We start from the raw sequence: 23,814 nt of genomic DNA, 5'->3' as shown, positions 1-23,814 counted from the left end.
AGTCGATCAACAGGAGCATCATGTCCCTCCCTCTGACCCGCCGGATCGCCCGTGCCGCGCTGCTCACCGCAGCGGGAGTGGCTGCCGGGGTCGGTGCGGCCGGCTCCGCGAGCGCGGCCACCGAACTGCCGGCCACGCCCAACCTCGGCGGACTGACCGCCCTGGACGGGGCGCACGTCGGCAACACCGTCGACGCCGCGACGCAGAACGTCACCAAGGCCGCGGGCAGCACCGGTGGCAAGACGGTCGAGAAGGCACTGCCGGCCGCCGGGCAGACCAGCGGCCAGGCCGTGAAGAAGGCGACGCCCGCGGCGCAGCAGACCGCGGGGCAGGCGGCGGGGTCGGCCGGCGGGATCCTCGGTGACACCGCCAAGACGGCGACGAAGGGTGGGCTGCCGACGGACTCGCTCACCAAGGGTGGAGTGCCGACTGCGCAGACGTTGCCTCTGAAGGGGCTGCCGGTCGGCTGACATCAGCTGCGCCGTGCCGGTGTACGGCGGCGGGGTCCAGGGCGCTCCTGGACCCCGCCGCTTCACATGTCCTCAAGAAAGCCTCTGAACGGCTGCCCTCACCCGCTCGTCCGTCGCCGTCAGGGCCACCCGGACGAACCTCTCCCCCGCCTCGCCGTAGAAGTCGCCCGGGGCCACCAGGATGCCTCGGTCGGCCAGGTGGGCGACCGTGTCCCAGCAGGACTCGTCCCGGGTGGCCCAGAGGTAGAGGCTCGCCTCACTGTGTTCGATGCGGAAGCCGTGGGACAGAAGTGCCTCGCGGAGGGCGCTGCGACGGGCCGCGTAACGCTCGCGCTGCTCCTGGACGTGCGTGTCGTCGCCCAGGGCCGCCACCACCGCCGCCTGGGTCGGTGCCGGCGTCATCATGCCGCCGTGCTTGCGGATCTCCAGGAGGGGGGCGAGGACCGCCGGGTCGCCGACCAGGAAGGCCGCGCGGTAGCCCGCCAGGTTCGAGCGCTTGGAGAGGGAGTGCACGGCGACGATGCCCTCGTACGAGCCGCCGTTGACGTCCGGGTGCAGGACCGAGACCGGGTCCGCCTCCCAGCCCAGCTCGATGTAGCACTCGTCGGAGAAGAGCAGGATGCCGTGCTCGCGGGCCCAGGCGACGATCCGGGTCAGCTCGGCCTTGGAGAGGACCTTGCCGGTGGGGTTGGACGGGGAGTTGAGCCAGAGGAGCTTCAGGCCCTCGGGGTCGAGGGTCGTCCCCGCGGCGTCAGCCGCAAATGTCTCGGTGTCGTAGGTCTCGTACTCCGCGCGGGCCAGGCGGGCGCCGACCTCGTAGGTGGGGTAGGCCAGGCGCGGGAAGGCGACCCGGTCGCCGGGGCCGAGGCCCAGCTGGGTCGGCAGCCAGGCGACCAGTTCCTTGGAGCCGACGACCGGCAGGACGTGGCGGTGGGTCACGTCGCGGGCGCCGAGCCTGCGCTCGACCCACCCGGTGATCGCGTCACGCAGGGCCGGCGTGCCCCAGACCGTGGGGTAGCCCGGAGAGTCCGCCGCGTCGATGAGGGCCTTCTGGACCAGGTCGGGGACCGGGTCGACAGGGGTGCCGACGGAGAGGTCGACGATGCCGTCCGGGTGCGCGGCGGCCTTCTTCTTGTACGGCTCCAGCTTGTCCCAGGGGAAGGTGGGCAGGCGGTCGGAGACTGCGGACACGGGTCTGACGCTCACTTTCGGGTCGTACGGCAAACGCCCCGGCCCCGTGCGGCGATCAGAGGTGATCGGGACGCACGGGACCGAGGCGGCACGGCTGCGGGCGCGCGGGCCGTCAGGCCTGCGGCGGCAGCGCGGCGATGAAGGGGTGGTCCCGCTCGATCAGGCCCAGCTTGCTCGCGCCGCCCGGGGAACCGAGCTCGTCGAAGAACTCGACGTTCGCCTTGTAGTAGTCCTTCCACTCCTCCGGAGTGTCGTCCTCGTAGAAGATGGCCTCGACCGGGCAGACCGGCTCGCAGGCCCCACAGTCGACGCATTCGTCCGGGTGGATGTACAAGGACCGCTGGCCCTCGTAGATGCAGTCGACCGGGCACTCCTCGATGCACGCCTTGTCCTTGACGTCGACACAAGGCTGCGCGATGACGTAGGTCACGCTGTCGTTCCTCCTCGATAGGGCGCTGGCGGGCCTCCACAGGCTCCGCCGCCTGGCGCGCGGGAGCGCGGCGTCGTCGATGCCCGCCCCTAGTATCTCCGTTCCTGGGTGTGATCCGAACAGGAGGGGTGAACTGACCTGTGGAAATCTCTGCCGCCGGCCGACTCGAGGTCCGTATCACCACTGCTGACGTGGGTAAACGGGTCTCCGTGCGATGCCTGAACGATGCTGCGGTGTCGCCCGAGAAGTTCACCGACACGGTGGGTGTTCTCACATCATGGGACGACGGTGTGCTGCTGATCACACGGAAGAGCGGCGAGAGCGTCCGCATCCCGGAATCGGCGCTGGTCGCGGGCAAGGTGGTGCCCGCCGCGCCGGCCCGGCGCCGGGGGCCCGCCGCCTCGTTCGAGGAACTCGCGCGTGTCGCCTCCCGGGCGTGGCGTCCGGTGGAGAGCGGGCATCTCGGGGAGTGGGAGTTGCGCGCCGCGTCCGGGTTCACCCGGCGGGCGAACTCGGTGCTGGCCGTCGGCGACCCGGGCGTGCCGCTCGACGAGGCGCTGACGGCCGTACGGCGGTGGTACGGCGAGCGCGGGCTGCCCGCGTACATCCAGGCCGCGACCGGCGCCGAGGGCACACAGGAACTGCTGTGCGCGGAGCTGGAGCGGCGCGGGTGGGTGCGTGAGGTGACGGCCGAGGTGTGGGTCGGGGAGCTGGCGCCGGTCGCGGACCGGGACGAGGGGGCCGGGGTGGTGTTGTCCCGGGTGGCCGACGAGGCGTGGCTCGCGCGCTACCAGCGCAAGGGGGTGAGCGAGGTGGCGCTGAAGGTGCTTGGGTGGGGGTCCCCCCGCTCGAGCGAAGCCGAGAGTGGGGGAGGGCCGTCGGTGTGGTTCGCGATCGTGCCGGGGGCGGAGGCTCCGGCTGCGATCGGCCGGTGTGTCGTGGACGGACGGTGGGCCTCCTTCGCGGCCGTCGAGGTGGCTCCGGAGATGCGGCGGCGGGGACTTGCGACGACCGTGATGGCGGCGCTGGCCCGGCGGGCGCTGGACGAGGGCGCCTCGGCCGCGTGGCTGCAGGTCGAGACGGACAACGCGGGGGCGCGGGCGCTGTACGCCCGGCTGGGTTTCACCGCGCACCACGCGTACCACCACTACCGGGAGCCGGACACGTCCGGCGGCGGCCGGTAACCGATCGCCGTGAGAGGGCACGAGCCAGCTATGCGTTCCCCGAATCCCCCGCCCCCCGAGCGCTCCGCCGAACTGCGGCGGAGGTTCGCCGAGGAGGCGCGCGCCGAGCGGCCCGACCTGTCCCTGCTGTGCCTGCTGGTGGCCGCGCAGGCGGACGGGGAGCTGGACGAGGCCGGCCTGGACGCGGCGCAGATGGAACTGGACGAGCTGGCGGGGCGGCTGCCGTTCCGGCCGGGCGGGCCGATGTCCTGGGCCACGGCGCTGCACCACCTGCTGGGCGCCCGGGAGGGCTATCGCGGCTCCCCCGCCGACTACCAGCGCCTCGAGTCGTCCCTGCTGCACCAGGTGCTGCGCCGGCGCCGTGGCCTGCCGATCCTGCTGTCGGTGGTGTGGATGGAGGTCGCCCGGCGGGCGGGCGCGCCGGTGTACGGGGTCGCGCTGCCGGGGCACTTCGTGGTCGGGTTCGGGCCGCAGGAACAGCAGGTGCTCGCCGATCCGTTCGACGGGGGGCGGGTGCTCGGCGGGGGCGACGCGGAGCTGCTGGTCGCCGGGGCCACGGGCGCCGCGCTGCATCCGTCGATGCTGACGCCGGCCGATCCGCTGGACGTGGTGCTGCGGATCCTCAACAACATCCGCGCCTGGGCGGCCGCACGGCCCGAGCGGTCGGACGTGGCGCTGTGGGCGGTGGAGCTGTCCCTGCTGCTGCCCGCGCACCCGGCGCGACTGCGCTACGAGCGGGCGCAACTGCTGGTCCAGCGCGGGGAATTCATCGCCGGGGCGACCGAACTCGAGGCCTACGCCGAGGTCGTGGCGGCCGTGGACGAGCCGGCGGCGCAACGGGTGCGGCGACAGGCCCACTCCGCGCGGGCGATGCTCAACTGACCTTCACAGCCAGCCCTTTTCCCGGGCGATCCGTACCGCCTCCGCCCGGTTGCGGACCGCCAGTTTCTGGATCGCCGTCGAGAGGTAGTTGCGTACCGTCCCCTGGGACAGGTGCAGGGCCGCCGCCAGTTCCGCGTTCGTCGAACCGTCGGCCGCCGCGCGCAGGACCTCCCGTTCCCGGTCGGTGAGGGGGTTGGCGCCCTCCGCCAGGGCCGCTGCCGCGAGGGTGGGGTCGATGACCCGTTCGCCGGCCAGCACCTTGCGTACCGCCTGGGCGAGTTGCGCCGCCGGGGCGTCCTTGACGAGGAAGGCGTCGGCGCCGGCCTCCATGGCGCTGCGCAGGTAGCCGGGGCGGCCGAAGGTGGTGAGGACGACGAGCTTCACGGCGGGCAGGGCCTTGTGGACCTGGGCCGCCGCCTCGATGCCCGTGCAGCCCGGCATCTCGATGTCGAGGAGGGCCACGTCCACGCCGTGCTCGCGGACCGCGGCGAGCACCTCGTCACCCCGCGCCACCTGGGCGACGACCTCGATGTCGTCCTCGAGGCCGAGGAGCGCGGCCAGCGCCTCGCGGACCATGGACTGGTCCTCGGCGAGCAGCACCTTGATCGTAGGGCTCATGCCCCGGATCCTACGGCCGCCGGGCCGTTCGCCGGGACGCGGGCGACCAACCGGAAACCGTGCTTCGTACCGGCCGCCTCCAGGGTGCCGCCGGCCTTCTCCAGCCGCTCGGTCAGGCCGGTCAGGCCGTTGCCGGGGCCCTTGGCCGGGCCGCCCGAGCCGTTGTCCTCGACGGAGAGTTCCAGGACCCGCCCGTCGAGGGTCTGGCGGTGCAGCACCTCCACCGTGCACCGCGTGGCGCCGCTGTGCCGCACCACGTTGGTGACGGCCTCGCGCAGCGCCCAGGCCAGCGCGGACTCGCTCTCCTCGGGGACGCCGGCGAGGTCGGGGTCGGCGGGCACCTCGGCGATGACCTGGGCCGCCGTCAAGGCGACCTGGGCGCCCGCGAGTTCGGCGCTCAGCCGGGGGCGCCGGTAGCCGGTGACCGCCTCGCGGACGTCGACCAGGGCCTGCCGGCTGACCTGTTCGATGTCGGCGACCTGCTGGGCCGCCTTGTCGGGGTGGTCGGGAAGCATACGGCCGGCCAGCTCGCTCTTCAGGGTGATCAGCGACAGCGAGTGGCCGAGCAGGTCGTGCAGGTCCCGGGCGAGCCGCAACCGCTCCTCGTTGGCGGCGAGTTGGGCGACGGTGGCGCGGGCCTTGCGCAACTCCACCGTCGTACGGACCAGTTGCTTGACGCCCGTCATCGCGAACCCGAGGAGCACCACCACCAGGAGCAGACTCCAGTCCCCCGACCCGGTGTACAGGATCATCAGGAGCATCGCGAGGGAGTTCAGCCCGATCGCCCAGTACGCCGGTTGCTGCGGCAGGACGGCCCCGCAGGTGACGGAGACGTACACGAACAGGCCGATCCACGCGCCGCCGAGGGTCAGGCACAGGGCGACGGCGAGCGCGCCGAGCAGCGCCACCAGCAGGACGACGGTCCGGCCGCCGAAGGGCCGGCCCATGTTGCGGAAGACCAGCGTCAGATAGACCCCGGTGAACGCCGCCAGGGCGGCCCAGCCGGCCACGGTCGCGGCGCTCGTGTGGTGGCCGGAGGTCAGGTCCTGCACCGGCGCCCCGAGGAAGATCAGCCAGGGGATGATCCAGACGATCTTGCGAGTCGCCTCGCCCATGGTGCGGGGCGGCTGGCCCACCCGGATCGCGTTCTCCGCCCGGACTTCCTCGGGCAGCCCGTCGTCCGTCATCGTGCTCACGCCTTCAGCGTGTCCTTCCGGTACAGCCAGGCCGCTCCGCCCGCGAAGATCAGGAAGAAGGCGACGAGGATGGCGATGTCCTGGGTGTGCGGGGCCTGGCTCTGCTCGATCGACCGCCCCAGCGCAGCGTACGCGTGGGTGGGCAGCCACTTGGCGATGTTCTGCAGCCAGGTCGGGAAGCTGGAGGACGGGAACCACAGGCCGCCCAGGATCGACAGACCGAAGTAGATGATCATCGTGATGGGGCGGACCGCGTCCCCGGAGGCGAGGTAGCCGATGGCGACGCCGAGCGCGGCGAAGACGAGGCTGCCGGCCCAGATCGCGCCGGTGAGGGCGAACCACTGCCAGGCGTCCAGCCGTACGTCCTTCACCAGGGCGGCGACCAGGAAGACGACCACGATGGACGGCAGGCTGACCACGGCCGCACTGGCGGTCTTGGCGAGGACGTAGCCGCGCCCGGGCAGGGTGGTCAGCCGCAGTTGCCGTACCCAGCCGCCCTCCCTCTCCTTGACGATGCGCTCGCTGTTGCCCATCAGGACGGCGGTCAGGGCCCCGAAGGAGGCCATGGAGACCATCACGTACGCGGCCACGGTCAGGCCGGTGCCGTCGACCTTGCCGTTGGTGCCGTTCTGGTTCGAGACGAGCAGGAAGATGATCGACGGATAGATCACCGAGAAGAACAGGAACCTGCGGTTGCGCAGGGCGCGCATGAGCTCCAGCTTGATCAGGCTGTTCACGACTGCTTCGCCTCCTCGGCGGTGGTGATGGCGACGAAGGCCTGCTCGAGCCCGAGTCCGGAGACCTCGAGGTTGCGGGGGTAGACACCGAGGACGTAGAGGGCGTGCACGGTCGCGTCGGCGTCGGTGGACTGGATACGGACGGTCTGGCCCGAGATGTCGACGGACGTCAGGAACGGCAGCGCCCGGATCGGCTTCTCGTCGATCGGGCCCTCCAGGTCGAACGACACCCGGCGTGCCCCGGCCTTCGCCTTGATCTCGGCCGCCGTGCCGTCGGCCAGCAGCCGTCCCCGGTGCAGGACGAGCACGCGGTCGGCGATCGCGTCCGCCTCCTCGAGGTAGTGGGTGGCGAACAGCACGGTCCGCCCCTGGTCCGCCTGCTCGCGCATGGTGGCCCAGAAGGCCTGGCGGGCGGAGACGTCCATGCCGGTGGTCGGCTCGTCCAGCACGATCAGGTCGCTGTCGCCGGCCGTGGCGAGGGCGAAGCGCACACGCTGGGACTGGCCGCCGGAGAGCTTGTTGACCTTGCGGTCGGCGATCTGCGCGATCCCGGCGCGGGCGAGGACGTCGCCGACCTTGTACGGCTTCGGGTGCAGGTCACAGGCGAGCCGGACCAGTTCGGCGACCGTCACCTCGTCCATCAGGCCGCCGCTCTGCAGCATCGCGCCCACCCGTCCGGCGACGATGGCCCCGCGGGGCGTGGTGCCGAAGACCCGGACCGTGCCGCTGTCGGGGTTGCGCAGGCCCAGCAGCAGGTCGAGGGTGGTCGACTTGCCGGCTCCGTTGGGGCCCAGCAGGGCCACGGTCTGGCCGGGGTGCAGGGCGAGAGTCAGCCCGTCGAGGGCCCGTACGCTCCCGTAGGTCTTGCTCACCTGGTCGAACCCGACCACCGGGCTGCCGGTGGTCGTCGCTGTCGTCGTCATGTGACCCATCGTGGCCTCGGCAGCGCGAATCCTGCAGTGTCGGCGGTCCTTTGTGATGGATGACAGATGTCATGGCACCGGGGTGACGGTACGACGCGAGGGCACCCGGCGGCTGCCGGATGCCCTCGTGTGCGGCTGACGTCAGCGGGGGTTCGTCTGGATGATCCCCACCCGGTTGGTCTTGCTCACCAGCGCCTGGCGCAGGGCCACGTACACGTCCTGCGGGGTGACGGCCGTCTTCTGGCCGGTGCCGCGGGTGATCAGGACGCCGTCGAAGACGTTGCCGTAGAGCCCCTTGAGCACGTTCAGGTCGGGGGCGTCGGTGAGCTTGCCGTCGACCGCCTTGACCCTGAGGAACTTCCACAGCGACTTCTGCGGGCTGAACTGCACGAACTTCCCGGTGTCCGTCTTGACCGTGACGAACCCCGACATGGCCGGCTCCGCGAAGGCCTTCATCTCGCGGTCGACCTCGGCGTTCGAGACCGTCGGCTGCTGGGTGGTGGTGACGACCGCGACCGGGGTGCCGGTGTCCGTCTCGACCTGGTTGCGGTACGCCTCCTCGACCGCCTTCGACGACTTGGCGGCGTCGATGCCCTTGCCCGCCTTGCCGTAGACGGCGACGGCCTTGCCGGACTTGAACTCGATCGTGCCCTCGGTCTTCGAACCGGAGCCGCCGGCGGCCGCCGTCAGGGCCGCGGTCAGCTTCTCCTCGTCGACGGGCATGACCGGGTCGATGACGCGGTGCTGCCCGAACAGGGAGCCGATGACGGAGACCGGGTTGTAGTCGCTCTTCGCGGCGGCCGAGACCGTGGCCTGCTCGTCGAACTGGAGGCCCGCCTGGTCCGGCTTGAGCAGGACGGTGGAACCGCCGACCGACAGCTTCAGCGGCTTGTTCACGCGGCTGCCGAAGGCCGCGTCCAGCTTCTTGACGGCGTCGTCGCGGGTGCCGCCGCCGATGTCGAGGCCGAGCACCGTGGTGCCCTTGGGCACGTCGGAGTGGTTCATCAGCAGGCCGGCGCCGTAGACGCCGACACCGGCGACGACCACGAGACCGCCGAGCAGCACCAGTTTGCTGCGGCCCTTCTTCTGCTTCTTGGGCGCGGACGCCGCCGGCACGTTCTGCGCGACCGGCTCGGGCAGCTTCGGGGGCGTGTGCGGCAGCGGGCCGTCGGTCTTGCCGCCTGGGCGGAACGGCGATTTCGCGCCGGACGGCACGACCGGCATGCCGCTGGTGACGGTGTGCCCGGAGACGTTGTCCGGCGCCGGGTAGCCCTTGCCGCCCGGTTCGGGCGCCGGCTTCTGCGGCGTGAGGATGGCGGTGTCGTCGCTCAGTCCGCCGCCGGGTCCGAGACCCGCGCCGGGGGGCGCCGCGCCGGGAGCCCTGCCGAGCGCGCCGGGGGCGGCGTTGCGGACGGCGCCGGGGCCGAAGGTGTCGCTTCCGGGACGTGGCGTGCCGAACGGCTCGCCGCCGGGGCCGTAGGCGTCACCGCCGGGCCCGACGGGCGGGGCGAGGGGGCTGTCGCCGGTGACCGGGCCGCCGGTGGGGCCGGCCGGGCCCTGGGGGCCGCCCTGACCGCCGCGTCCGCCCGGGCCGTTGAAGCCGCTCGCGTCACCGGGACCGCCGAAGCCGTTCGCGCCGCCCGGCGCGGCGAAGCCGTTGTCGGCCGGGGGCGCGTAGCCGTTGTCGGCCGGGGGCGCGTAGCCGTTCTGGCCATCTGGACCGCCGTAGCCGTTGTGGCCGCCGAATCCGTTCTGCGTGCCGCCCTGAGTGTCGTCGGCCCGGCCGTTCTGGGTGAGGCGGTCGTTCTCCGAGAAGTACGGCAGGTCGTCGCGGCGGGGCTCGCCGGTGCCGGGGCGGCTGCCGTTGCCGAGGGGGCCTGCCGCCAGGGCCTCGGTGACGTCGAAGGAACCGGTGCCGCCACCGTGCCCGGGGGCCACCGGGCCGCCGGTCGCGCCGGGGAGCCCGGCGCCGTTCGTCCCACCGGGCCGGGGTGCGGTCCGGGAACCGCCGGGCACGCTCATGGAGCCGACCACGCCACCGGGACGCCCGGCACCCGGACGCGCCCCGCCGGGTGCCGCGCCCGCGGCCGAACCGCCCGGCAGACCGGCACCGTTGGTGGCACCGCCGCCAGGACCGCCCTTGGCGGGGCCGGCCTTGCGGGGCGCGAACCAGTCGCTCGCCTTCTCGTCGCCCTGCTGCGCCGGATCGGCGGCGGGCTCCACGGAGGCCGCGGCCGCGGCCGGGAGCTCGCTCTCGCCGGTCTCCTCGGAGTTCTCGCCGCCCGCCACGGGCGTGCGGACGACGACCGGCGGAATGGGCCGCGATCCGGGGATGTTGATCCGGATCCGGGTCGTCAGCGTCGTCTCGGTCTTGCGTTCCTCCGGCCGCTCGGCCGAACGGCCCGCGTCCGTATGGGCGTCGGAAGCCGTGGGCGTGCCGTACGGCGGCGTGCCCGACGGGTACGCGGCTCCGCCGCGCCCGTTGGGTCCGGAGGACGGAGTGTCAGTTTCACGACTCAAGGCAGGTTCTCCCGGTTGGCTCCGCCGCCCGACAACACCTCACGGGCAGCTCGGCGGCGCGCACCACCATACTGGCCACTTCTGGCGCTTATCCCACGACCGTCGGGGAAACCCACACGGGACTCGCACGTGCGGTTAATGGCGAAGTGGTACGTCACTTCCCAAGTCGGACGTCACGGCCCATCGGTTGCCGCCCCAGTCCAAGGGTGGCGCAGATCACAGCCACGGCCATGCCGCCCAGGAGGAAGAGGTAGGAGCCCCCTCCCGCGCCGAAGAGGAAGTCCCCCTCGGGTCTGCTGGCGGTGAGCAGGATGACCGCGATCATCCAGCCGGCCGCGGGCGCGACGGCCCCGCCCCGGCCGTCGGTGGCCCGTGCGCCGCCGAGCAGCAGTCCGGCCTCACCGGCGAGCGCGAGCAGCAGTCCGCCGGGGAACCAGCCCGCCTGCACCAGCGCGCCGGCCACGCCGACGACCCCGCCCAGCACGAACAGCCCGAGGAACAGCAACACCCGCCCCGCGGGGGGCCGCTGCAGCGGTTGCGCGAGCATCGAACCCCGCTCGTTCATGACGCCTCCCCATGTCCCGCACCGTCGCCGATCCCGACGCCGAGCCCGGCGAACAGATCCGTCTCCCGCACGCCTCCTGCCCTCTCGCCGCGCACCAACTCGTAGTACTCGGTGGTGAACAGGGGTTGTGCGAGTTCGTTGGAGAGCGCGAAGTACGGCTGTGCGACCTCGATCTGGGTCGTGTGGGCGCGCATGGCGGCGGCCTTCGCATCCGCGTACGCCCCGCCGTCGATCTCGGCGGTGATCCGGTCGTCGTCGACCACGCCCGGGACGTCGTCGACGGCGGCGGCCTTGGAGAAGGGGAGGCCGGGCAGTTCCTCGGCGAGGTGAGCGAAGGCGCCCTCGGCGACCGACCGGGGCATCCGGTTCCAGTACACCTTGGGGATCTCCCACCCCTGCTCCGCGGCCAGCTCGGCGGCGCGCATGGCGACGCGGTGGGCCTGGATGTGGTCCGGGTGGCCGTAGCCGCCGTGGTCGTCGTAGGTGACGAGGACCTGGGGGCGCACCTCCAGGATCACCTCGACCAGGCGGGCGGCCGCCTCGTCCACGTCGGCCTGCCAGAAGCAGGCGGGGTCCTCGTTGTCGGGCAGGCCCATCATCCCGGAGTCGGCGTAGCGGCCCGGGCCGCCGAGCAGACGGAAGTCCTCGACGCCGAGCTCGCGCATGGCGGCGGTGAGCTCGGCCAGGCGGTGCTGCCCGAGGGCCGCGCCGGTGAGGTGCGCGAGCTGCGGCGGGATGACCTCGCCGCGCTCACCGAGCGTGCAGGTGACGAGCGTCACCCGGGCACCCTCGGCCGCGTACCGGGCCATGGTCGCGCCGTTGTTGATCGACTCGTCGTCCGGGTGCGCGTGCACCAGCAGCAGACGCCGGGGTGGTTCCGTCATGGGTCCACCCTACGAGGCGCCACTGACAGGACGACGGAGCCCCGGTCAGAACTTGATGTTGCCGATCATGCTGGCGATGTTCGTCGTCAGGGAGTGGATCGTGGGCGCGACGGTCGAGGAGGCGAGGTAGAACCCCAGAAGGATGCAGACGGCCGCGTGCCCACCCTTCAGTCCGGACTTCCTGACCAGGAGGAAGACGACGATCGCCAGCAGCACCACCGCCGAAATCGAGAGTGCCACGGCGGCTCACCTCCAAAGATCCCAAGAACGCGGGGGTCGGACCAGGGGGCAACGAATCCCGGCAGATAAATCCACCAGGACCAGCAGGTTCATACCCACTGTGCGCTAGTGATCATAACTATCCGGACCTGCGCATCGATCGGCGCACGGCCGCACAAGGGGGCGCATGGCCAATATGGTCATGGCATGACGACGACGTCCGACTCCTTCCCCCGTAGGCACGCCCGCACCCAGCGTTTCACGCTCGGCGCGCCGCGCGCGTTCACCGTGGCGCCCGACGGCGCCCGTGTCGTGTTCCTGCGTTCCACCTCCGGTACGGACAGGGCGAATTCGCTCTGGGTCCTCGATGTGGACGGCGGCCGGGAGCGCGTGGCGGCCGACCCCCGCGCCCTGCTCGGCGGCACCGAGGAGGACCTTCCGCCCGAGGAGCGGGCGCGCCGGGAGCGCAGCCGCGAGGGCGGTGCCGGCATTGTCGGCTACGCCACCGACAGGGACGTGGAGTTGGCGGCTTTCGCCTTGTCAGGGCGGCTTTTCACGGCCGAGCTGCGGGCCGGCACGGCCCGCGAACTCCCGGTCCCCGGGCCGGTGATCGACCCGCGCCCCGCCCCCGACGGCCGGCACGTCGCGTACGTCGCACAGGGCGCCCTGCGGGTGGTGGGCGCCGAGGGCGAGGGGGAACGGTCCCTCGCCGAGCCGGAGTCGGAGAACGTCACCTACGGTCTGGCCGAGTTCATCGCGGCCGAGGAGATGCAGCGCTCGCGCGGCTTCTGGTGGTCGCCGGAATCGGACCGGCTGCTGGTCGCGCGCGTGGACGACACGCCGGTACGGCGCTGGTGGATCTCCGATCCCGCCCATCCGGAACGTGATCCACAGCACGTCCCGTATCCGGCGGCGGGCACGGACAACGCGGACGTGCGGCTGTTCGTGATCGGCCTGGACGGCTCGCGCACGGAGGTTGTCTGGGACTGGGCGCGCTATCCGTATCTGGCGCATGTGCACTGGTCAGGGGCGGGTGCGCCGCTGCTGCTCGTCCAGGCGCGCGACCAGCGCAGTCAGCTGTACCTGGCGGTGGAGCCGGAGACCGGGGCGACCCGGCTGGTGCACGCGGACGAAGATCCAGTTTGGCTTGATCTTTTCCCTGGGGTGCCCTGCTGGAGCCCCTCGGGGCGGCTCGTGCGGATCGCGGACGAGGGCGGCGCGCGGGTCCTCGCGGTGGGGGAACGGCCGCTCACCGGACCGCAGTTGCACGTCCGTGCCGTGCTGGACGTCTCGGACGAGGACGTGCTGGTCGCGGCCTCGGCGGGCGAGGAGGCCGAGCACCCGGAGACCGGCGAGGTGCACGTCTGCCGGGTCAGCGAACTCGGCCTCGAGCGGGTCTCGCAGGAGCCCGGCGTGCACTCCGCGACGCGCGCCGGGGACGTGACCGTGCTGGTGTCCGCCACGCCGGACCGACCGGGCGCCCGCGTCCAGGTGCTGCGCGACGGCAAGCCGACGGCGACCATCGCCTCGTACGCCGAAGATCCCGGTATGTCCCCGCGCGTGACGCTCACACAGGGGGGCGCACGGCGCATCCCGTGCGCCGTGCTTATGCCACGGGACTACCACGGCGACGCTCCCCTCCCGGTCCTCATGGACCCCTACGGCGGCCCGCACGGGCAGCGCGTGGTCGCCGCGCACAACCCCCACCTCACCTCGCAGTGGTTCGCCGACCAGGGCTTCGCGGTCGTCGTCGCCGACGGCCGGGGCACCCCGGGCCGCTCCCCCGCCTGGGAGAAGGCGGTGCGGGACGAGTTGGCGTCGGTGGTGCTCGAGGACCAGGTGGACGCGCTCCAGGCGCTCGCCCGCGACTACCCGCTCGACCTCTCCCGGGTCGCGATCCGCGGCTGGTCCTTCGGCGGTTACCTCGCCGCGCTCGCGGTGCTGCGCCGCCCGGACGTCTTCCACGCGGCAGTGGTGGGCGCACCGGTCACCGACCTGCGCCTGTACGACACCCACTACCAGGAGCGCTACATCGGCCACCCGCAGGAGCAGCCGGAGGTCTACCGGCGTAACTCGCTGATCGACGACGCCGGTCTGGTCGACGCGGCCGAACCGCACCGCCCGATGATGATCATCCACGGTTTCGCCGACGACAACGTGGTGGTCGCCCACTCCCTGCGCCTGTCCTCGGCCCTGCTGGCGGCCGGCCGGCCGCACGAGGTGCTGCCGCTGTCCGGCGTCACGCACATGACCCCGCAGGAGGAGGTCGCGGAGAACCTGCTCCGGCTCCAACTGGACTTCCTCCGGCGTTCGCTGACATAACGCCGCAAACAGCCACGAACCGCGTTTACAAGCAGGCAACTTCACGGAAGCGGTCCCGATATACGGACACGCGAGGCTGAACAGCGTACGGCCGTGCGGGTGCCGTAAACGGACCGGGGTGCGCCATGTCACCCCGGTCCGTTGCTTTTCCCCTCCGCGGGCACCACGTGCTTCTCTTCCGCGAAGTGGCAGGCGGAGGCGTGGGCTGCCGGGCCGCCTGTCATGCGGAACTCGGCCGGCACCGCGAGCAGCGGCCCCTCCAGCGCGCAGCGCTCCCGTGCCTTCCAGCAGCGGGTGCGGAAGCGGCAGCCGGAGGGGATGTTGGTCGGGGACGGCACGTCGCCGGAGAGGATGATCCGCTCCCGGTGTGCACGGACCTCCGGGTCGGGGACGGGGACGGCGGACAACAGGGCCTGGGTGTAGGGGTGGGTGGGGTGGTCGTAGATCTCCTCGTCCCGGCCGACCTCGACGATCCGCCCGAGGTACATCACCCCGACCCGGTCCGAGATGTGCCGCACGATGGACAGGTCGTGCGCGATGAAGACGTAGCTCAGCCCGAAGTCGCTCTGCAGCCGGTCCATCAGGTTGATCACCTGGGCCTGCACGGACACGTCGAGGGCGGAGACCGGCTCGTCGGCGACGATGATCTCCGGGCGCAGCGCCAACCCCCGGGCGATGCCGATGCGTTGGCGTTGGCCGCCGGAGAACTGGTGCGGATAGCGGTTGATGTACTCGGGGTTGAGGCCGACGACGTCCAGCAGCTCCTGGACCTTCTTGCGGCGGTCGCCCTTGGGAGCCACCTCGGGGTGGATCTCGTACGGCTCCCCGATGATGTCGCCCACCGTCATACGGGGGTTGAGGGAGGTGTACGGGTCCTGGAAGACCATCTGGATGTTGCGGCGGACGGATCTGAGGGCCTTGCCGGACAGTTTGGCGATGTCCTCGCCCTTGTACTTGATCAACCCTTGAGTCGGCCGCTCAAGATGGACGAGCATCTTGGCAACTGTCGACTTGCCACAGCCCGATTCCCCGACGATGCCGAGGGTCTCTCCCCTGTTGAGCGTGAAGTCCACACCGTCGACGGCCTTGACGGCACCGACCTGCTTCTTGAACAGGATGCCCTGGGTCAAGAGATAGTGCTTGACCAGTCCACTCACTTCCAGGATGGGCTCAACCTGGTCAACCATTGAGGCACTCCCTCCAGAAGTGACAGGCACTGCCCCGCTGTTGATCAACCTCGTACAGGGGCGGTACGTCCGTCCGGCACACGTCCTGGGCCATGGGGCACCGGGGGTTGAACGCGCAGCCGGGAGGGATGTTCATCAGGTTCGGCGGCAACCCCTTGATCGCGTACAGCTCCTGGCCCTTCTGGTCGAGACGGGGGATGGAGTCGAGGAGGCCTCGTGTGTAGGGGTGCGCGGGCGCCTTGTAGATGTCGTGCACCGGCGCCGACTCGACGATCCGGCCCGCGTACATCACGGCGATCTTGTCCGCGACGTCCGCGACGACACCGAGGTCGTGGGTGATGAGGATGAGCCCCATGTTGTACTCGCGCCGCAGCTCGGCGAGCAGGTCCATGACCTGGGCCTGGACGGTGACGTCCAGCGCGGTGGTCGGTTCGTCGGCGATGATCAGGGCCGGCTCCAGAGCCAGCGCCATCGCGATCATGATGCGTTGGCGCATACCGCCGGAGAACTGGTGCGGGTAGTCCTTGATGCGGGCCGCGGCGGCCGGGATCCGCACACGGTCCATCAGCTCGACCGCCTTCGCCCGCGCATCCCTGCGCGACATCCCGCGGTGCACGACGAACATCTCGCCGAGCTGGTCGCCCACGGACAGCACGGGGTTCAGGGAGGACAGGGCATCCTGGAAGATCATCGCCATCTCGGCGCCGCGTACCTTCCGCCGCTCCTCCTCCCTGAGCTTCAGCAGGTCCCGCCCCTGGAACAGGATCTCGCCGCCGGTGATCCGCCCGGGCGGGACGTCGAGGATGCCCATCACGGCCTGCGCCGTCACCGACTTCCCCGACCCGGATTCCCCGAGCACGGCGAGCGTCTCCCCCGCGTCCACGCCGAAGTGCACCCCGTTGACGGCTTTGGCGACCCCGTCCCTCATCCGGAACTCCACGTGCAGATCACGCACTTCGAGCAACAACGCCATCACCTCCACATCGGACCGAGGGCGTCCCACCGACCGACGCAGGGCCGCAGACCCCGCGAACCCGCAGGCGACGGCCCACCCGCAGGGCCCCCACGCCGACACCGGTCACCACCGCCCGGACCCCGGCCCGGGGCCACCGACGGATACAGGGCCGCAGACCCCGCGAACCCGCAGGCGACGGCCCACCCGCAGGGCGCCCACGCCGACACCGGTCACCACCGCCCGGACCCCGGCCCGGGGCCACCGACCGCATGAGATCAGCGCCACGACACCGACGCCTGCGCATCGAACCGAGGGCACCTCACACCGCGGCGTCCCGCCCACCGATGCCGGGGCACAGACCCCGTGAACCCGTAGGGCGCTCGGGGCGGCGACGGGCGCCGTCGGCCGTGCACCGGTCCGCGGCCGTCGGCTGCGGCCGTTCCTCGTCACGGTGGCGTCACCTCAGTTTCGGGTCGAGGGCGTCGCGGACCGCGTCGCCGAGCATGATGAAGGCGAGGACGGTGAGGGCGAGGGCGCCGGCCGGCCACAGGAGCATGTGCGGGGCGTTGCGGATGTAGGCGGAGGCGGAGGAGATGTCGATGCCCCAGCTGACGTTCGGGGGTTTGAGGCCCACGCCGAGGAACGACAGGGTCGCCTCCAGGGCGATGTAGGTGCCCAGGGCGATCGTGGCGACCACGATCACGGGCGCCACCGCGTTGGGCGCGATGTGCCGCAGCAGGATGCGGGAGTTGGCGGCGCCGAGGGAGCGGGCGGCCTGGACGTAGTCGTTCTCTTTGGCGGTGATGACGGAGCCGCGGGCGATGCGGGCGATCTGCGGCCAGCCGAGCAGCACGATGAAGCCGACGACCGGCCAGACCGTGTTGCTGGTGACCACCGACAGCAGGACCAGTCCGCCCAGCACGACCGGGATCGCGAAGAAGATGTCGGTGATGCGGGAGAGGATCGAGTCCCAGAACCCGCCGAAGAACCCGGCGAGTCCGCCGAGGACCGAGCCGAGCACAGCGACCCCGAGCGTGGCGCAGACGCCGACCGTGACGGACGTACGGGTGCCGTAGACCGTGCGCGTGTAGACGTCGCAGCCCTGGCCGTCGTAGCCGAAGGGATGGCCGGGCTGGGAGCCCTCCTGGGCCTTGGCGAGGTCGCACTTGAGGGGGCTCATGGAGGTGATCGCCGAGGGCCACAGGGAGATGAAGACCAGGAAGAGGATGACGATCGCCGACACGATGAAGACGGGGTTGCGGCGCAGGTCGCGCCAGGCGTCCGACCACAGGCTGCGCGGCTTCTGCTGCGGCCCCGTGCCCTCCGGGCCGCCCGGCGTGCGCTCCAGCGTCGTCGCCTCGCTCGTCGCGAGGTCCATCGCGCCGCCCATGCCGGTGCCGGCGATGGCGCCCCCCGGTTCGTACGGCTGCTCAGGCATAGCGGATCCTCGGGTCGAGTACGGCGTACAGGAGGTCGACGACCAGGTTGGCCACCAGGAAGACGAGGACGAGGACGGTCACGAAGCCGACGACCGTCTGGGTGTTCTGCCGGAGGATGCCCTGGTAGAGCTGGTAGCCGACGCCGTGGATGTTGAAGATCCGCTCGGTGACGATCGCGCCGCCCATCAGCGCGCCGATGTCCGTGCCGATGAAGGTGACCACGGGGATCAGGGAGTTGCGCAGCAGATGGCGGATGACCACCCGCCGGCGGGACAGGCCCTTGGCGACGGCCGTGCGGACGTAGTCGGAGCGCCGGTTCTCCGCGATGGAGGTACGGGTCAGCCGGGTGACGTAGGCGAGGGAGACGGACGCGAGGACCAGGCCCGGCACGATCAGCTCGCCGAACGTGGCGTCCGCGGACACCGACGGTTTGATCCAGCCCCACTCGACGCCGAGCAGCAGTTGCAGCAGCAGGCCGGTGACGAAGATGGGGACGGAGATGACGACGAGGGAGAGCAGGAGGACCGAGGTGTCGACGGGGCGACCCCGCTTCAGACCCGTGATGACGCCCAGCGGGATGCCGATGACGATCTCGAAGAGGATCGCCACGATCGTGAGCCGGATGGTGACGGGAAACGCCGTGGACATCAGCTCGGTGACCTTCTGCCCGTTGAACGCCGTACCGAAGTCGCCGGTGAAGACGTTCCCCATGTAGGTCACGTACTGCTGCCAGACGGACTTGTCGAGCCCGAACTCCTTCTTGAGCTGGGCGGCCGTGGCCGGGTCGCACTGCCGCTCGCCGCACAGGCCCGCGATGGGGTCGCCCATCACGTTCACCATCAGGAAGATCAGCAGCGTGGCCCCGATGAACACCGGGATCATCTGGAGCAGACGCCGGACCACGTACCGTCCCACGGCGGTTCAGCCGACCTTGATCTCGTTGTAGACGGGGACGCTGAACGGGTTGAGGGCGACGTTGGAGAGCCTGTTCGACCACCCGGCGCTGCCGTTCTGGTACCAGAGCGGGATGGCCGCCATGTTGTCCCGTACGACCTTCTCGGCGCTCTGGAACAGGCCGATCGCCTTGCTGGTGTTCGTCTCCTGGTTTGCCTGGTCGACGAAGTGGTCGAAGTCCTTGTTGGACCACTTGCCGTCGTTGGAGGAGGCGTTGGTGTAGTAGAGGGGCTGCAGGAAGTTCTGGATGAGCGGGTAGTCCATCTGCCAGCCGGCCCTGAAGGGGCCCGTCATCTTGTGCTGCCCGATCTGGTTGCGGAAGTCGGCGAAGGTGCCGACGGGGTTGCCGACGCAGGCCTTGTCGTTGCCGAGGGCGTTGTTGACGGAGTTGCACACGGCGTCCACCCACTCCTTGTGCGAGCCCGTGTCGGCGTTGTACGTGATCTTGACCTGGCCGCCGGGCAGGCCGCCGCCCTCCTGGACCAGCTTCTTGGCCTGGCCGGGGTTGTAGGTGCAGCCGTCCCCGCACAGCCCGTCCTGGAAGCCGCCCGCCGTGCCGAGCACCGGTGAGGTCCAGTCGGTGGCCGGGGTGCGGGTCTTCTGGAAGATCGTGTCGGTGATCTGCTTGCGGTTGATCGCCATGGACAGGCCCTTGCGGACCTTCTCCGAGCCGCTCTTGTTCCAGGCCGGGTCGTAGAACGGGAAGGCGAGGGTCTGGATGATGCCGGCCGGGGTGTTCAGGTAGCGGCCCTGGAGGTCGCTCTTGACGTTCTTGAGCTGGGCGGCCGGGACGTCGTCGACGAGGTCGAGGTTGCCGGCCATCAGGTCCGTGTAGGCGGTGTTGTTGTCGGTGTAGACCTTGAGGTCGACGCCGTCGTTCTGCGCCTCGTCGGTCCCGGGGTAGGCGTCCCACTTCCTGAGGGACATCTTCGAGCCCTTGGTGTACGACTGGATCATGTACGGGCCGTTGCCCACCGGCTTCTGGATCCAGCCGGCGTGGTCGGTGAAGAACGCCTGCGGCAGCGGGGCGAAGGCCGCGTAGCCCAGGGTGTCGGGGAAGGTCGAGAACTTCTGGCTGAGCTTGACGGTGAACGTCCTCGGGCCGGTGACCTTGAGACCGGAGAGCGTGTCGGCGGTCTGAGTGCCGGTGTCCGGGTGCACCTTGGCGTAGCCGTCGATGTACCCGAAGAAGTACGCGTTCTTCTGGTTGTTCTTCAGGCTCGCCCCGTAGTTCCAGGCGTCCACGAACGACTTCGCGGTGACGGCCTCGCCGTTGCTGAACTTCCACCCGTCCTTGACGGTGATCGTGAAGTTCTGCGAGTCCTTGGTGTCGATCTTCTCGGCGAGCATGTCCTTGGCGGCGCCGGTCTTCGGGTCGTACCGCTTCAGTCCGCGGAAGATCAGGTCGAGGACCTTGCCGCCCTGCACCTCGTTGGTGTTGGACGGCTCCAGCGGGTTCTGCGGGTCGCCCCAGGACGAGCTGAGCACTCCGCTGCCGTTACCGGACCCACTGCCGCTACCGCCCCCGCAGGCCGTCGCCGCGAGTGCGACCGCCGCCGCGCCCGCGGCCCACCTGGCGTGCGTGGCTCCACGCATGGAGTGCCTCCTCAGGAGTGCCGACCGTTACCGGACAATATCGGCACAAATGAGTCACCCCGCATACGCTGTCGGCCCTCTGGGGTGGTGCCACCATCCGGATGGCCCTCACCCCGCGCTTCCCTCGCCTCCCGACGCCTTCCGAGCGCGCGAAGGCCCGCGCCTTCGCGGGCGCGGGCCTTCTCCGGACCCGGGGTCCGGCTGATCAGCACCGAGAACAGGGCTCGGCGGGCTGGGCCTGCCGGCGCTAGTCCGTGGCGTCCTCCTCCAGTGCCGCCAGGGCCGGGTCCAGGACGATGTCCTCCTCGCGGCCCTCGATGGTCGGGTCCTCGGGGAAGTGGCAGGCCGTCAGGTGGCCGGCGTTGTTGCCGGAGAGCTGGACGAGCGGGGGCTCCTCCGTGGCGCACTTGTCCTGCGCCTTCCAGCAGCGGGTGCGGAAGCGGCAGCCGGACGGCGGTGAGATCGGGGACGGGACGTCGCCGGCCAGCCTGATGCGCTCCCGGGCGCCGCCCGAGTCCTGGTCCGGATCGAGGTTGACCTCGGGGACCGCGGACAGCAGGGCGTGGGTGTAGGGGTGGCGGGGGCGGGTGTAGATGGACTCGCGGTCGCCGACCTCGATGATCTTGCCGAGGTACATGACCGCCACGCGCTGCGAGAAGTGCCGTACGACGGCGAGGTCGTGGGCGATGAACAGGAACGCGATGCCGAGTTCGTCCTGCACCTTCTGGAGCAGGTTCACCACCTGGGCCTGGATCGACACGTCCAGGGCCGACACGGGCTCGTCGGCGACGATCAGCTTCGGTTCGAGCGCCAACGCCCGCGCCACGCCGATGCGCTGGCGCTGACCGCCGGAGAACTCGTGCGGGAAGCGGTTGTAGTGCTCGGGGTTCAGGCCGACGATCTCGAGCAGCTCGCGCACGCGCTTCTCGCGGCCGCCCTCCGGCTCGATGCCGTTGATCTCCATCGGACCGGAGATGATCTTGCCGACCGTCTGCCGCGGGTTCAGCGACGAGTACGGGTCCTGGAAGATCATCTGGATCTCGGAGCGGATCGGCGCCAGCTCCTTGCGCGAGGCATGGGTGATGTCCTGGCCGCGGTAGGAGATCTTGCCGCTGGTGGGCTCCATGAGCCGCGTGATCAGCCGGCCGGTGGTCGACTTGCCGCAGCCCGACTCCCCCACCAGGCCGAAGCTCTCACCGACGTGCACGGTGAGGTCGATGCCGTCGACTGCCTGCACGGCACCGACCGTACGGCGGATCGGGAAGCCGCCCTTGATCGGGAAGTGCTTGGTCAGGCCCGTGACTTCGAGCAGGGGCTCCCCGCTCGGGCCGGTGCCCGCGTCGCGGGGGGCGGGAAGGACGAGGTCCTCTGTCATGACGTGTCCTCCTAGCCCAGACGGGGCTTGATCTCTTCGACGAAGATGGTGCGCTTCTGTTCCGCCGTGAGGTGGCACGCCGAGGCGCGGTCCGGGGCGAGCAGCGGGCGCTCGGTGACGCAGCGGTTGCCGCCGACCCGGTCCTGGAAGGTGCAGCGCGGGTGGAAGCGGCAGCCGGAAGGCGGCGTGAGCAGCGAGGGCGGCGCGCCGGGGATCGGCGCGAGCGGCGCCGCGAGGTCGGAGTCGAGGCGCGGCATGGAGTTCAACAGGCCCCAGGTGTAGGGGTGTTGCGGCGCGCGCATCACCTCGTTCACCGTGCCGCGCTCGATCGCGCCGCCCGCGTACATCACCATGATGTCGTCGGCCATGTCGGCGATGACGCCCAGGTCGTGGGTGATGAAGATGATCGCGGAGCCGAACTCCTGCTGGAGGTCCTTCAGCAGGTCGAGGATCTGGGCCTGGACGGTCACGTCCAGGGCCGTCGTCGGCTCGTCGGCGATCAGCAGGTCGGGGTCGCAGACCAGGGCCATGGCGATCATGGCGCGCTGGCGCATACCGCCGGAGAACTGGTGCGGGTAGTCCTTAGCCCGCTCCTTGGGGTTCGGGATGCCGACCTTGCCGAGCATCTCGACGGCCCGGTCCCAGGCCGCCTTCTTGGAGGCACCGGTGTGCTTCCTGAACGGTTCGGCGATCTGCCGGCCCACCGTGTAGTACGGGGAGAGCGCGGTGAGCGGGTCCTGGAAGATCATGGCGGCCTTGTTGCCGCGCAGCTTCTCCAGCTCCGACTCCCGTGCGGTGGTGAGCTCCTTGCCCTCCAGCAGGATCTCGCCCTCGACGGTGGTGAACATCGGGTTGTGCAGGCCGAGGATCGTCAGGTTGGTGACGGACTTGCCGGAGCCCGACTCACCGACGATGCCGAGCGTCCGGCCCCGCTCCAGGTCGAAGGAGAGGCCGTCGACGGCCTTCACGACGCCGTCCTCGGTCTTGAAGCTGACGTGCAGGTCCCGCACGGAGAGGAAGGTGCCCGCGTCGGCCGGCACGGGGGCGCCGGCTTCCTTGGTCATAGTGGTCACGAGAGTGCTCCTCTTACCCGGCCTAGGACAGCCGCACGCGCGGGTCGATGAAGGCGTAGCAGGCGTCGACGATGATGTTGAACAGCAGGATCATGGCGGCGGAGAACAGCATCACGCCGAGCAGCAGGGGCAGGTCGCTGAACTGCACGGACTGCACCGCGAGCATGCCGAGGCCGGGCAGTCCGAAGGTGAACTCCGTGATGATGGCGCCGCCCAGCAGCGAGCCGAGGTCGATGCCGAAGATGGTGACGATGGGGATGAGCGAGCCGCGCCAGGCGTAGCGGAAGAAGACGTACCGGCGCGACATGCCCTTGGCGCGGGCGGTGCGCACGTGCTCCTCCTGGAGCTGCTCGATCATCGCCGAGCGCGCCATACGGGTGTACTGCGAGGCGAAGATCGTGGACAGCACCACCCACGGGATGATCAGCCCGGTGAACCAGGCGACCGGGTCCGCGGTGAAGTTGTTGTAGGCGGGCTTGTCGAACAGGTGGGACTGGTAGACGAGGAGCGAGAGCAGCAGCGGGCCGATGAAGTAGATCTGCAGCGAACCGACCACCATCGACCCCGCGGTGACCGACTTGTCGAGCAGTGTCCCCCGCCGCCAGGCGGAGAGCATGCCGGTGCCCAGACCCACGAACAGGAAGATCACCGCTGAACCCAGGGTGAGCGAGACGGTGGTGGGCAGGCGGTCCATCATCGTCGACCAGACCGGGTCGTTGGTGTGGTACGAGTACCCGAAGCAGGGGGCCGGGCAGGGGCCCTGCGCGAACTGGTTGCTGCCGAGGACAAGGTTCTTCAGGAAGATCCCGTACTGCTCGGGGATCGACTTGTCCAGGCCGAGCACATGGTGGATGTTCGCGAGACTGGTCGGGTTGCAGGTCTTGCCGCACATCAGCAGCGCCGGATCACGAGGCATCCCGAAGAACAGCAAGAACGTCACGATGCTCAACAGGAAGAGGATGACAACGGCACCGAGGGTCCGGCGGACGAGGAAGCGCAGCATGACAGGGGCAGCTCTCTGACGTCAGCGGGCCGGGCGGTACCCGGTGCGGCCACCGCGCGAGGCGGGCGCACCGGGTACCGGTCGGACAGGG

22 protein-coding genes are annotated in these 23,814 nt (G+C 70.7%); 4 read left to right on the top strand and 18 right to left on the bottom strand.

Annotated features, from left to right (window positions below; all coding sequences use genetic code 11):
* The first annotated feature begins 20 nt into the window (after window positions 1–20).
* Window positions 21–470 carry an ATP-binding protein gene (locus ACIRVK_RS00915; protein WP_404242566.1) on the top strand — a complete coding sequence of 150 codons (450 nt, stop codon included), beginning with the start codon at window positions 21–23 and terminating at the stop codon, window positions 468–470.
* Window positions 471–542: 72 nt separating this feature from the next.
* On the opposite strand, the gene ACIRVK_RS00910 is transcribed toward ACIRVK_RS00915, so the two are convergent.
* Both ACIRVK_RS00910 and fdxA read right to left on the bottom strand, forming a co-directional pair.
* Window positions 543–1,661 (bottom strand): bifunctional succinyldiaminopimelate transaminase/glutamate-prephenate aminotransferase, encoded by a 1,119-nt coding sequence (locus ACIRVK_RS00910; protein WP_404242564.1) that lies wholly within the window; start codon window positions 1,659–1,661, stop codon window positions 543–545.
* Between the two features lie 112 nt (window positions 1,662–1,773).
* On the bottom strand, window positions 1,774–2,091 hold the full coding sequence (gene fdxA / locus ACIRVK_RS00905; protein ID WP_004926152.1) for a ferredoxin: 318 nt from the start codon (window positions 2,089–2,091) through the stop codon (window positions 1,774–1,776).
* Window positions 2,092–2,231: 140 nt separating this feature from the next.
* Between fdxA and ACIRVK_RS00900 the strand changes: the two genes are divergently transcribed.
* Together ACIRVK_RS00900 and ACIRVK_RS00895 are read left to right on the top strand one after the other, a co-directional pair.
* Window positions 2,232–3,275 (top strand): GNAT family N-acetyltransferase, encoded by a 1,044-nt coding sequence (locus ACIRVK_RS00900; protein ID WP_404242562.1) that lies wholly within the window; start codon window positions 2,232–2,234, stop codon window positions 3,273–3,275.
* A gap of 30 nt (window positions 3,276–3,305) precedes the next feature.
* Window positions 3,306–4,157 (top strand): tetratricopeptide repeat protein, encoded by an 852-nt coding sequence (locus ACIRVK_RS00895; RefSeq protein WP_404242560.1) that lies wholly within the window; start codon window positions 3,306–3,308, stop codon window positions 4,155–4,157.
* 3 nt (window positions 4,158–4,160) lie between these two features.
* Here the strand turns inward: ACIRVK_RS00895 and ACIRVK_RS00890 are convergent, their stop codons facing one another.
* The 8 genes from ACIRVK_RS00890 to ACIRVK_RS00855 form a co-directional block, all read right to left on the bottom strand.
* Window positions 4,161–4,775: a response regulator transcription factor gene (locus ACIRVK_RS00890; protein WP_404242558.1), complete on the bottom strand. Its 615-nt coding sequence runs from the start codon at window positions 4,773–4,775 to the stop codon at window positions 4,161–4,163.
* On the bottom strand, window positions 4,772–5,962 hold the full coding sequence (locus ACIRVK_RS00885) for a sensor histidine kinase (protein ID WP_404243124.1): 1,191 nt from the start codon (window positions 5,960–5,962) through the stop codon (window positions 4,772–4,774). The genes ACIRVK_RS00890 and ACIRVK_RS00885 overlap by 4 nt, the downstream gene beginning before the upstream one ends.
* A gap of 5 nt (window positions 5,963–5,967) precedes the next feature.
* On the bottom strand, window positions 5,968–6,708 hold the full coding sequence (locus ACIRVK_RS00880) for an ABC transporter permease (protein ID WP_404242556.1): 741 nt from the start codon (window positions 6,706–6,708) through the stop codon (window positions 5,968–5,970).
* Complete coding sequence (locus ACIRVK_RS00875) at window positions 6,705–7,631, bottom strand: ABC transporter ATP-binding protein (RefSeq protein WP_404242555.1); 927 nt, start codon at window positions 7,629–7,631, stop codon at window positions 6,705–6,707. The genes ACIRVK_RS00880 and ACIRVK_RS00875 overlap by 4 nt, the downstream gene beginning before the upstream one ends.
* Before the next feature lie 141 nt (window positions 7,632–7,772).
* On the bottom strand, window positions 7,773–10,151 hold the full coding sequence (locus ACIRVK_RS00870; protein WP_404242553.1) for a hypothetical protein: 2,379 nt from the start codon (window positions 10,149–10,151) through the stop codon (window positions 7,773–7,775).
* 154 nt (window positions 10,152–10,305) lie between these two features.
* Window positions 10,306–10,716, bottom strand: coding sequence for a DUF6113 family protein (locus tag ACIRVK_RS00865; RefSeq protein WP_404242551.1), 411 nt, complete (start codon window positions 10,714–10,716; stop codon window positions 10,306–10,308).
* Window positions 10,713–11,600, bottom strand: a complete 888-nt coding sequence (gene mshB, locus ACIRVK_RS00860; protein WP_404242549.1) for an N-acetyl-1-D-myo-inositol-2-amino-2-deoxy-alpha-D-glucopyranoside deacetylase — start codon at window positions 11,598–11,600, stop codon at window positions 10,713–10,715. Before mshB ends, ACIRVK_RS00865 begins: the two co-directional genes overlap by 4 nt.
* 45 nt (window positions 11,601–11,645) lie before the next feature.
* Entirely contained in the window at window positions 11,646–11,840 is a 195-nt protein-coding gene (locus tag ACIRVK_RS00855; protein WP_404242547.1) for a hypothetical protein, read from the bottom strand.
* 186 nt (window positions 11,841–12,026) lie between these two features.
* Here ACIRVK_RS00855 and ACIRVK_RS00850 point away from each other — a divergent pair, with 186 nt between their 5' ends.
* A complete protein-coding gene (locus tag ACIRVK_RS00850; protein ID WP_404242545.1) occupies window positions 12,027–14,141 on the top strand; it encodes a prolyl oligopeptidase family serine peptidase in 2,115 nt (704 codons plus the stop codon).
* Window positions 14,142–14,269: 128 nt separating this feature from the next.
* On the opposite strand, the gene ACIRVK_RS00845 is transcribed toward ACIRVK_RS00850, so the two are convergent.
* The 8 genes from ACIRVK_RS00845 to ACIRVK_RS00810 form a co-directional block, all read right to left on the bottom strand.
* Window positions 14,270–15,328, bottom strand: a complete 1,059-nt coding sequence (locus ACIRVK_RS00845) for an ABC transporter ATP-binding protein (RefSeq protein WP_404242543.1) — start codon at window positions 15,326–15,328, stop codon at window positions 14,270–14,272.
* Window positions 15,321–16,295, bottom strand: a complete 975-nt coding sequence (locus tag ACIRVK_RS00840; RefSeq protein WP_404242541.1) for an ABC transporter ATP-binding protein — start codon at window positions 16,293–16,295, stop codon at window positions 15,321–15,323. Before ACIRVK_RS00840 ends, ACIRVK_RS00845 begins: the two co-directional genes overlap by 8 nt.
* Before the next feature lie 445 nt (window positions 16,296–16,740).
* Complete coding sequence (locus tag ACIRVK_RS00835) at window positions 16,741–17,721, bottom strand: ABC transporter permease (protein WP_404242539.1); 981 nt, start codon at window positions 17,719–17,721, stop codon at window positions 16,741–16,743.
* Window positions 17,714–18,637 carry an ABC transporter permease gene (locus ACIRVK_RS00830; RefSeq protein WP_404242537.1) on the bottom strand — a complete coding sequence of 308 codons (924 nt, stop codon included), beginning with the start codon at window positions 18,635–18,637 and terminating at the stop codon, window positions 17,714–17,716. Before ACIRVK_RS00830 ends, ACIRVK_RS00835 begins: the two co-directional genes overlap by 8 nt.
* Before the next feature lie 6 nt (window positions 18,638–18,643).
* Window positions 18,644–20,272, bottom strand: coding sequence for an ABC transporter substrate-binding protein (locus ACIRVK_RS00825; RefSeq protein WP_404242535.1), 1,629 nt, complete (start codon window positions 20,270–20,272; stop codon window positions 18,644–18,646).
* 247 nt (window positions 20,273–20,519) lie between these two features.
* Window positions 20,520–21,647: an ABC transporter ATP-binding protein gene (locus tag ACIRVK_RS00820; protein WP_404242533.1), complete on the bottom strand. Its 1,128-nt coding sequence runs from the start codon at window positions 21,645–21,647 to the stop codon at window positions 20,520–20,522.
* 11 nt (window positions 21,648–21,658) lie between these two features.
* Window positions 21,659–22,720, bottom strand: a complete 1,062-nt coding sequence (locus ACIRVK_RS00815; protein WP_404242531.1) for an ABC transporter ATP-binding protein — start codon at window positions 22,718–22,720, stop codon at window positions 21,659–21,661.
* A 22-nt stretch (window positions 22,721–22,742) separates the two neighbouring features.
* Entirely contained in the window at window positions 22,743–23,723 is a 981-nt protein-coding gene (locus ACIRVK_RS00810) for an ABC transporter permease (RefSeq protein WP_404242529.1), read from the bottom strand.
* Window positions 23,724–23,814 lie beyond the last annotated feature (91 nt).

This window comes from Streptomyces sp. NPDC101152 (genome assembly GCF_044768275.1).
In the GTDB taxonomy this organism is placed as follows: Bacteria; Actinomycetota; Actinomycetes; order Streptomycetales; family Streptomycetaceae; genus Streptomyces.
Note: the sequence above shows the minus strand (reverse complement) of the source record. Positions and strands in the feature narration are given on the sequence as shown.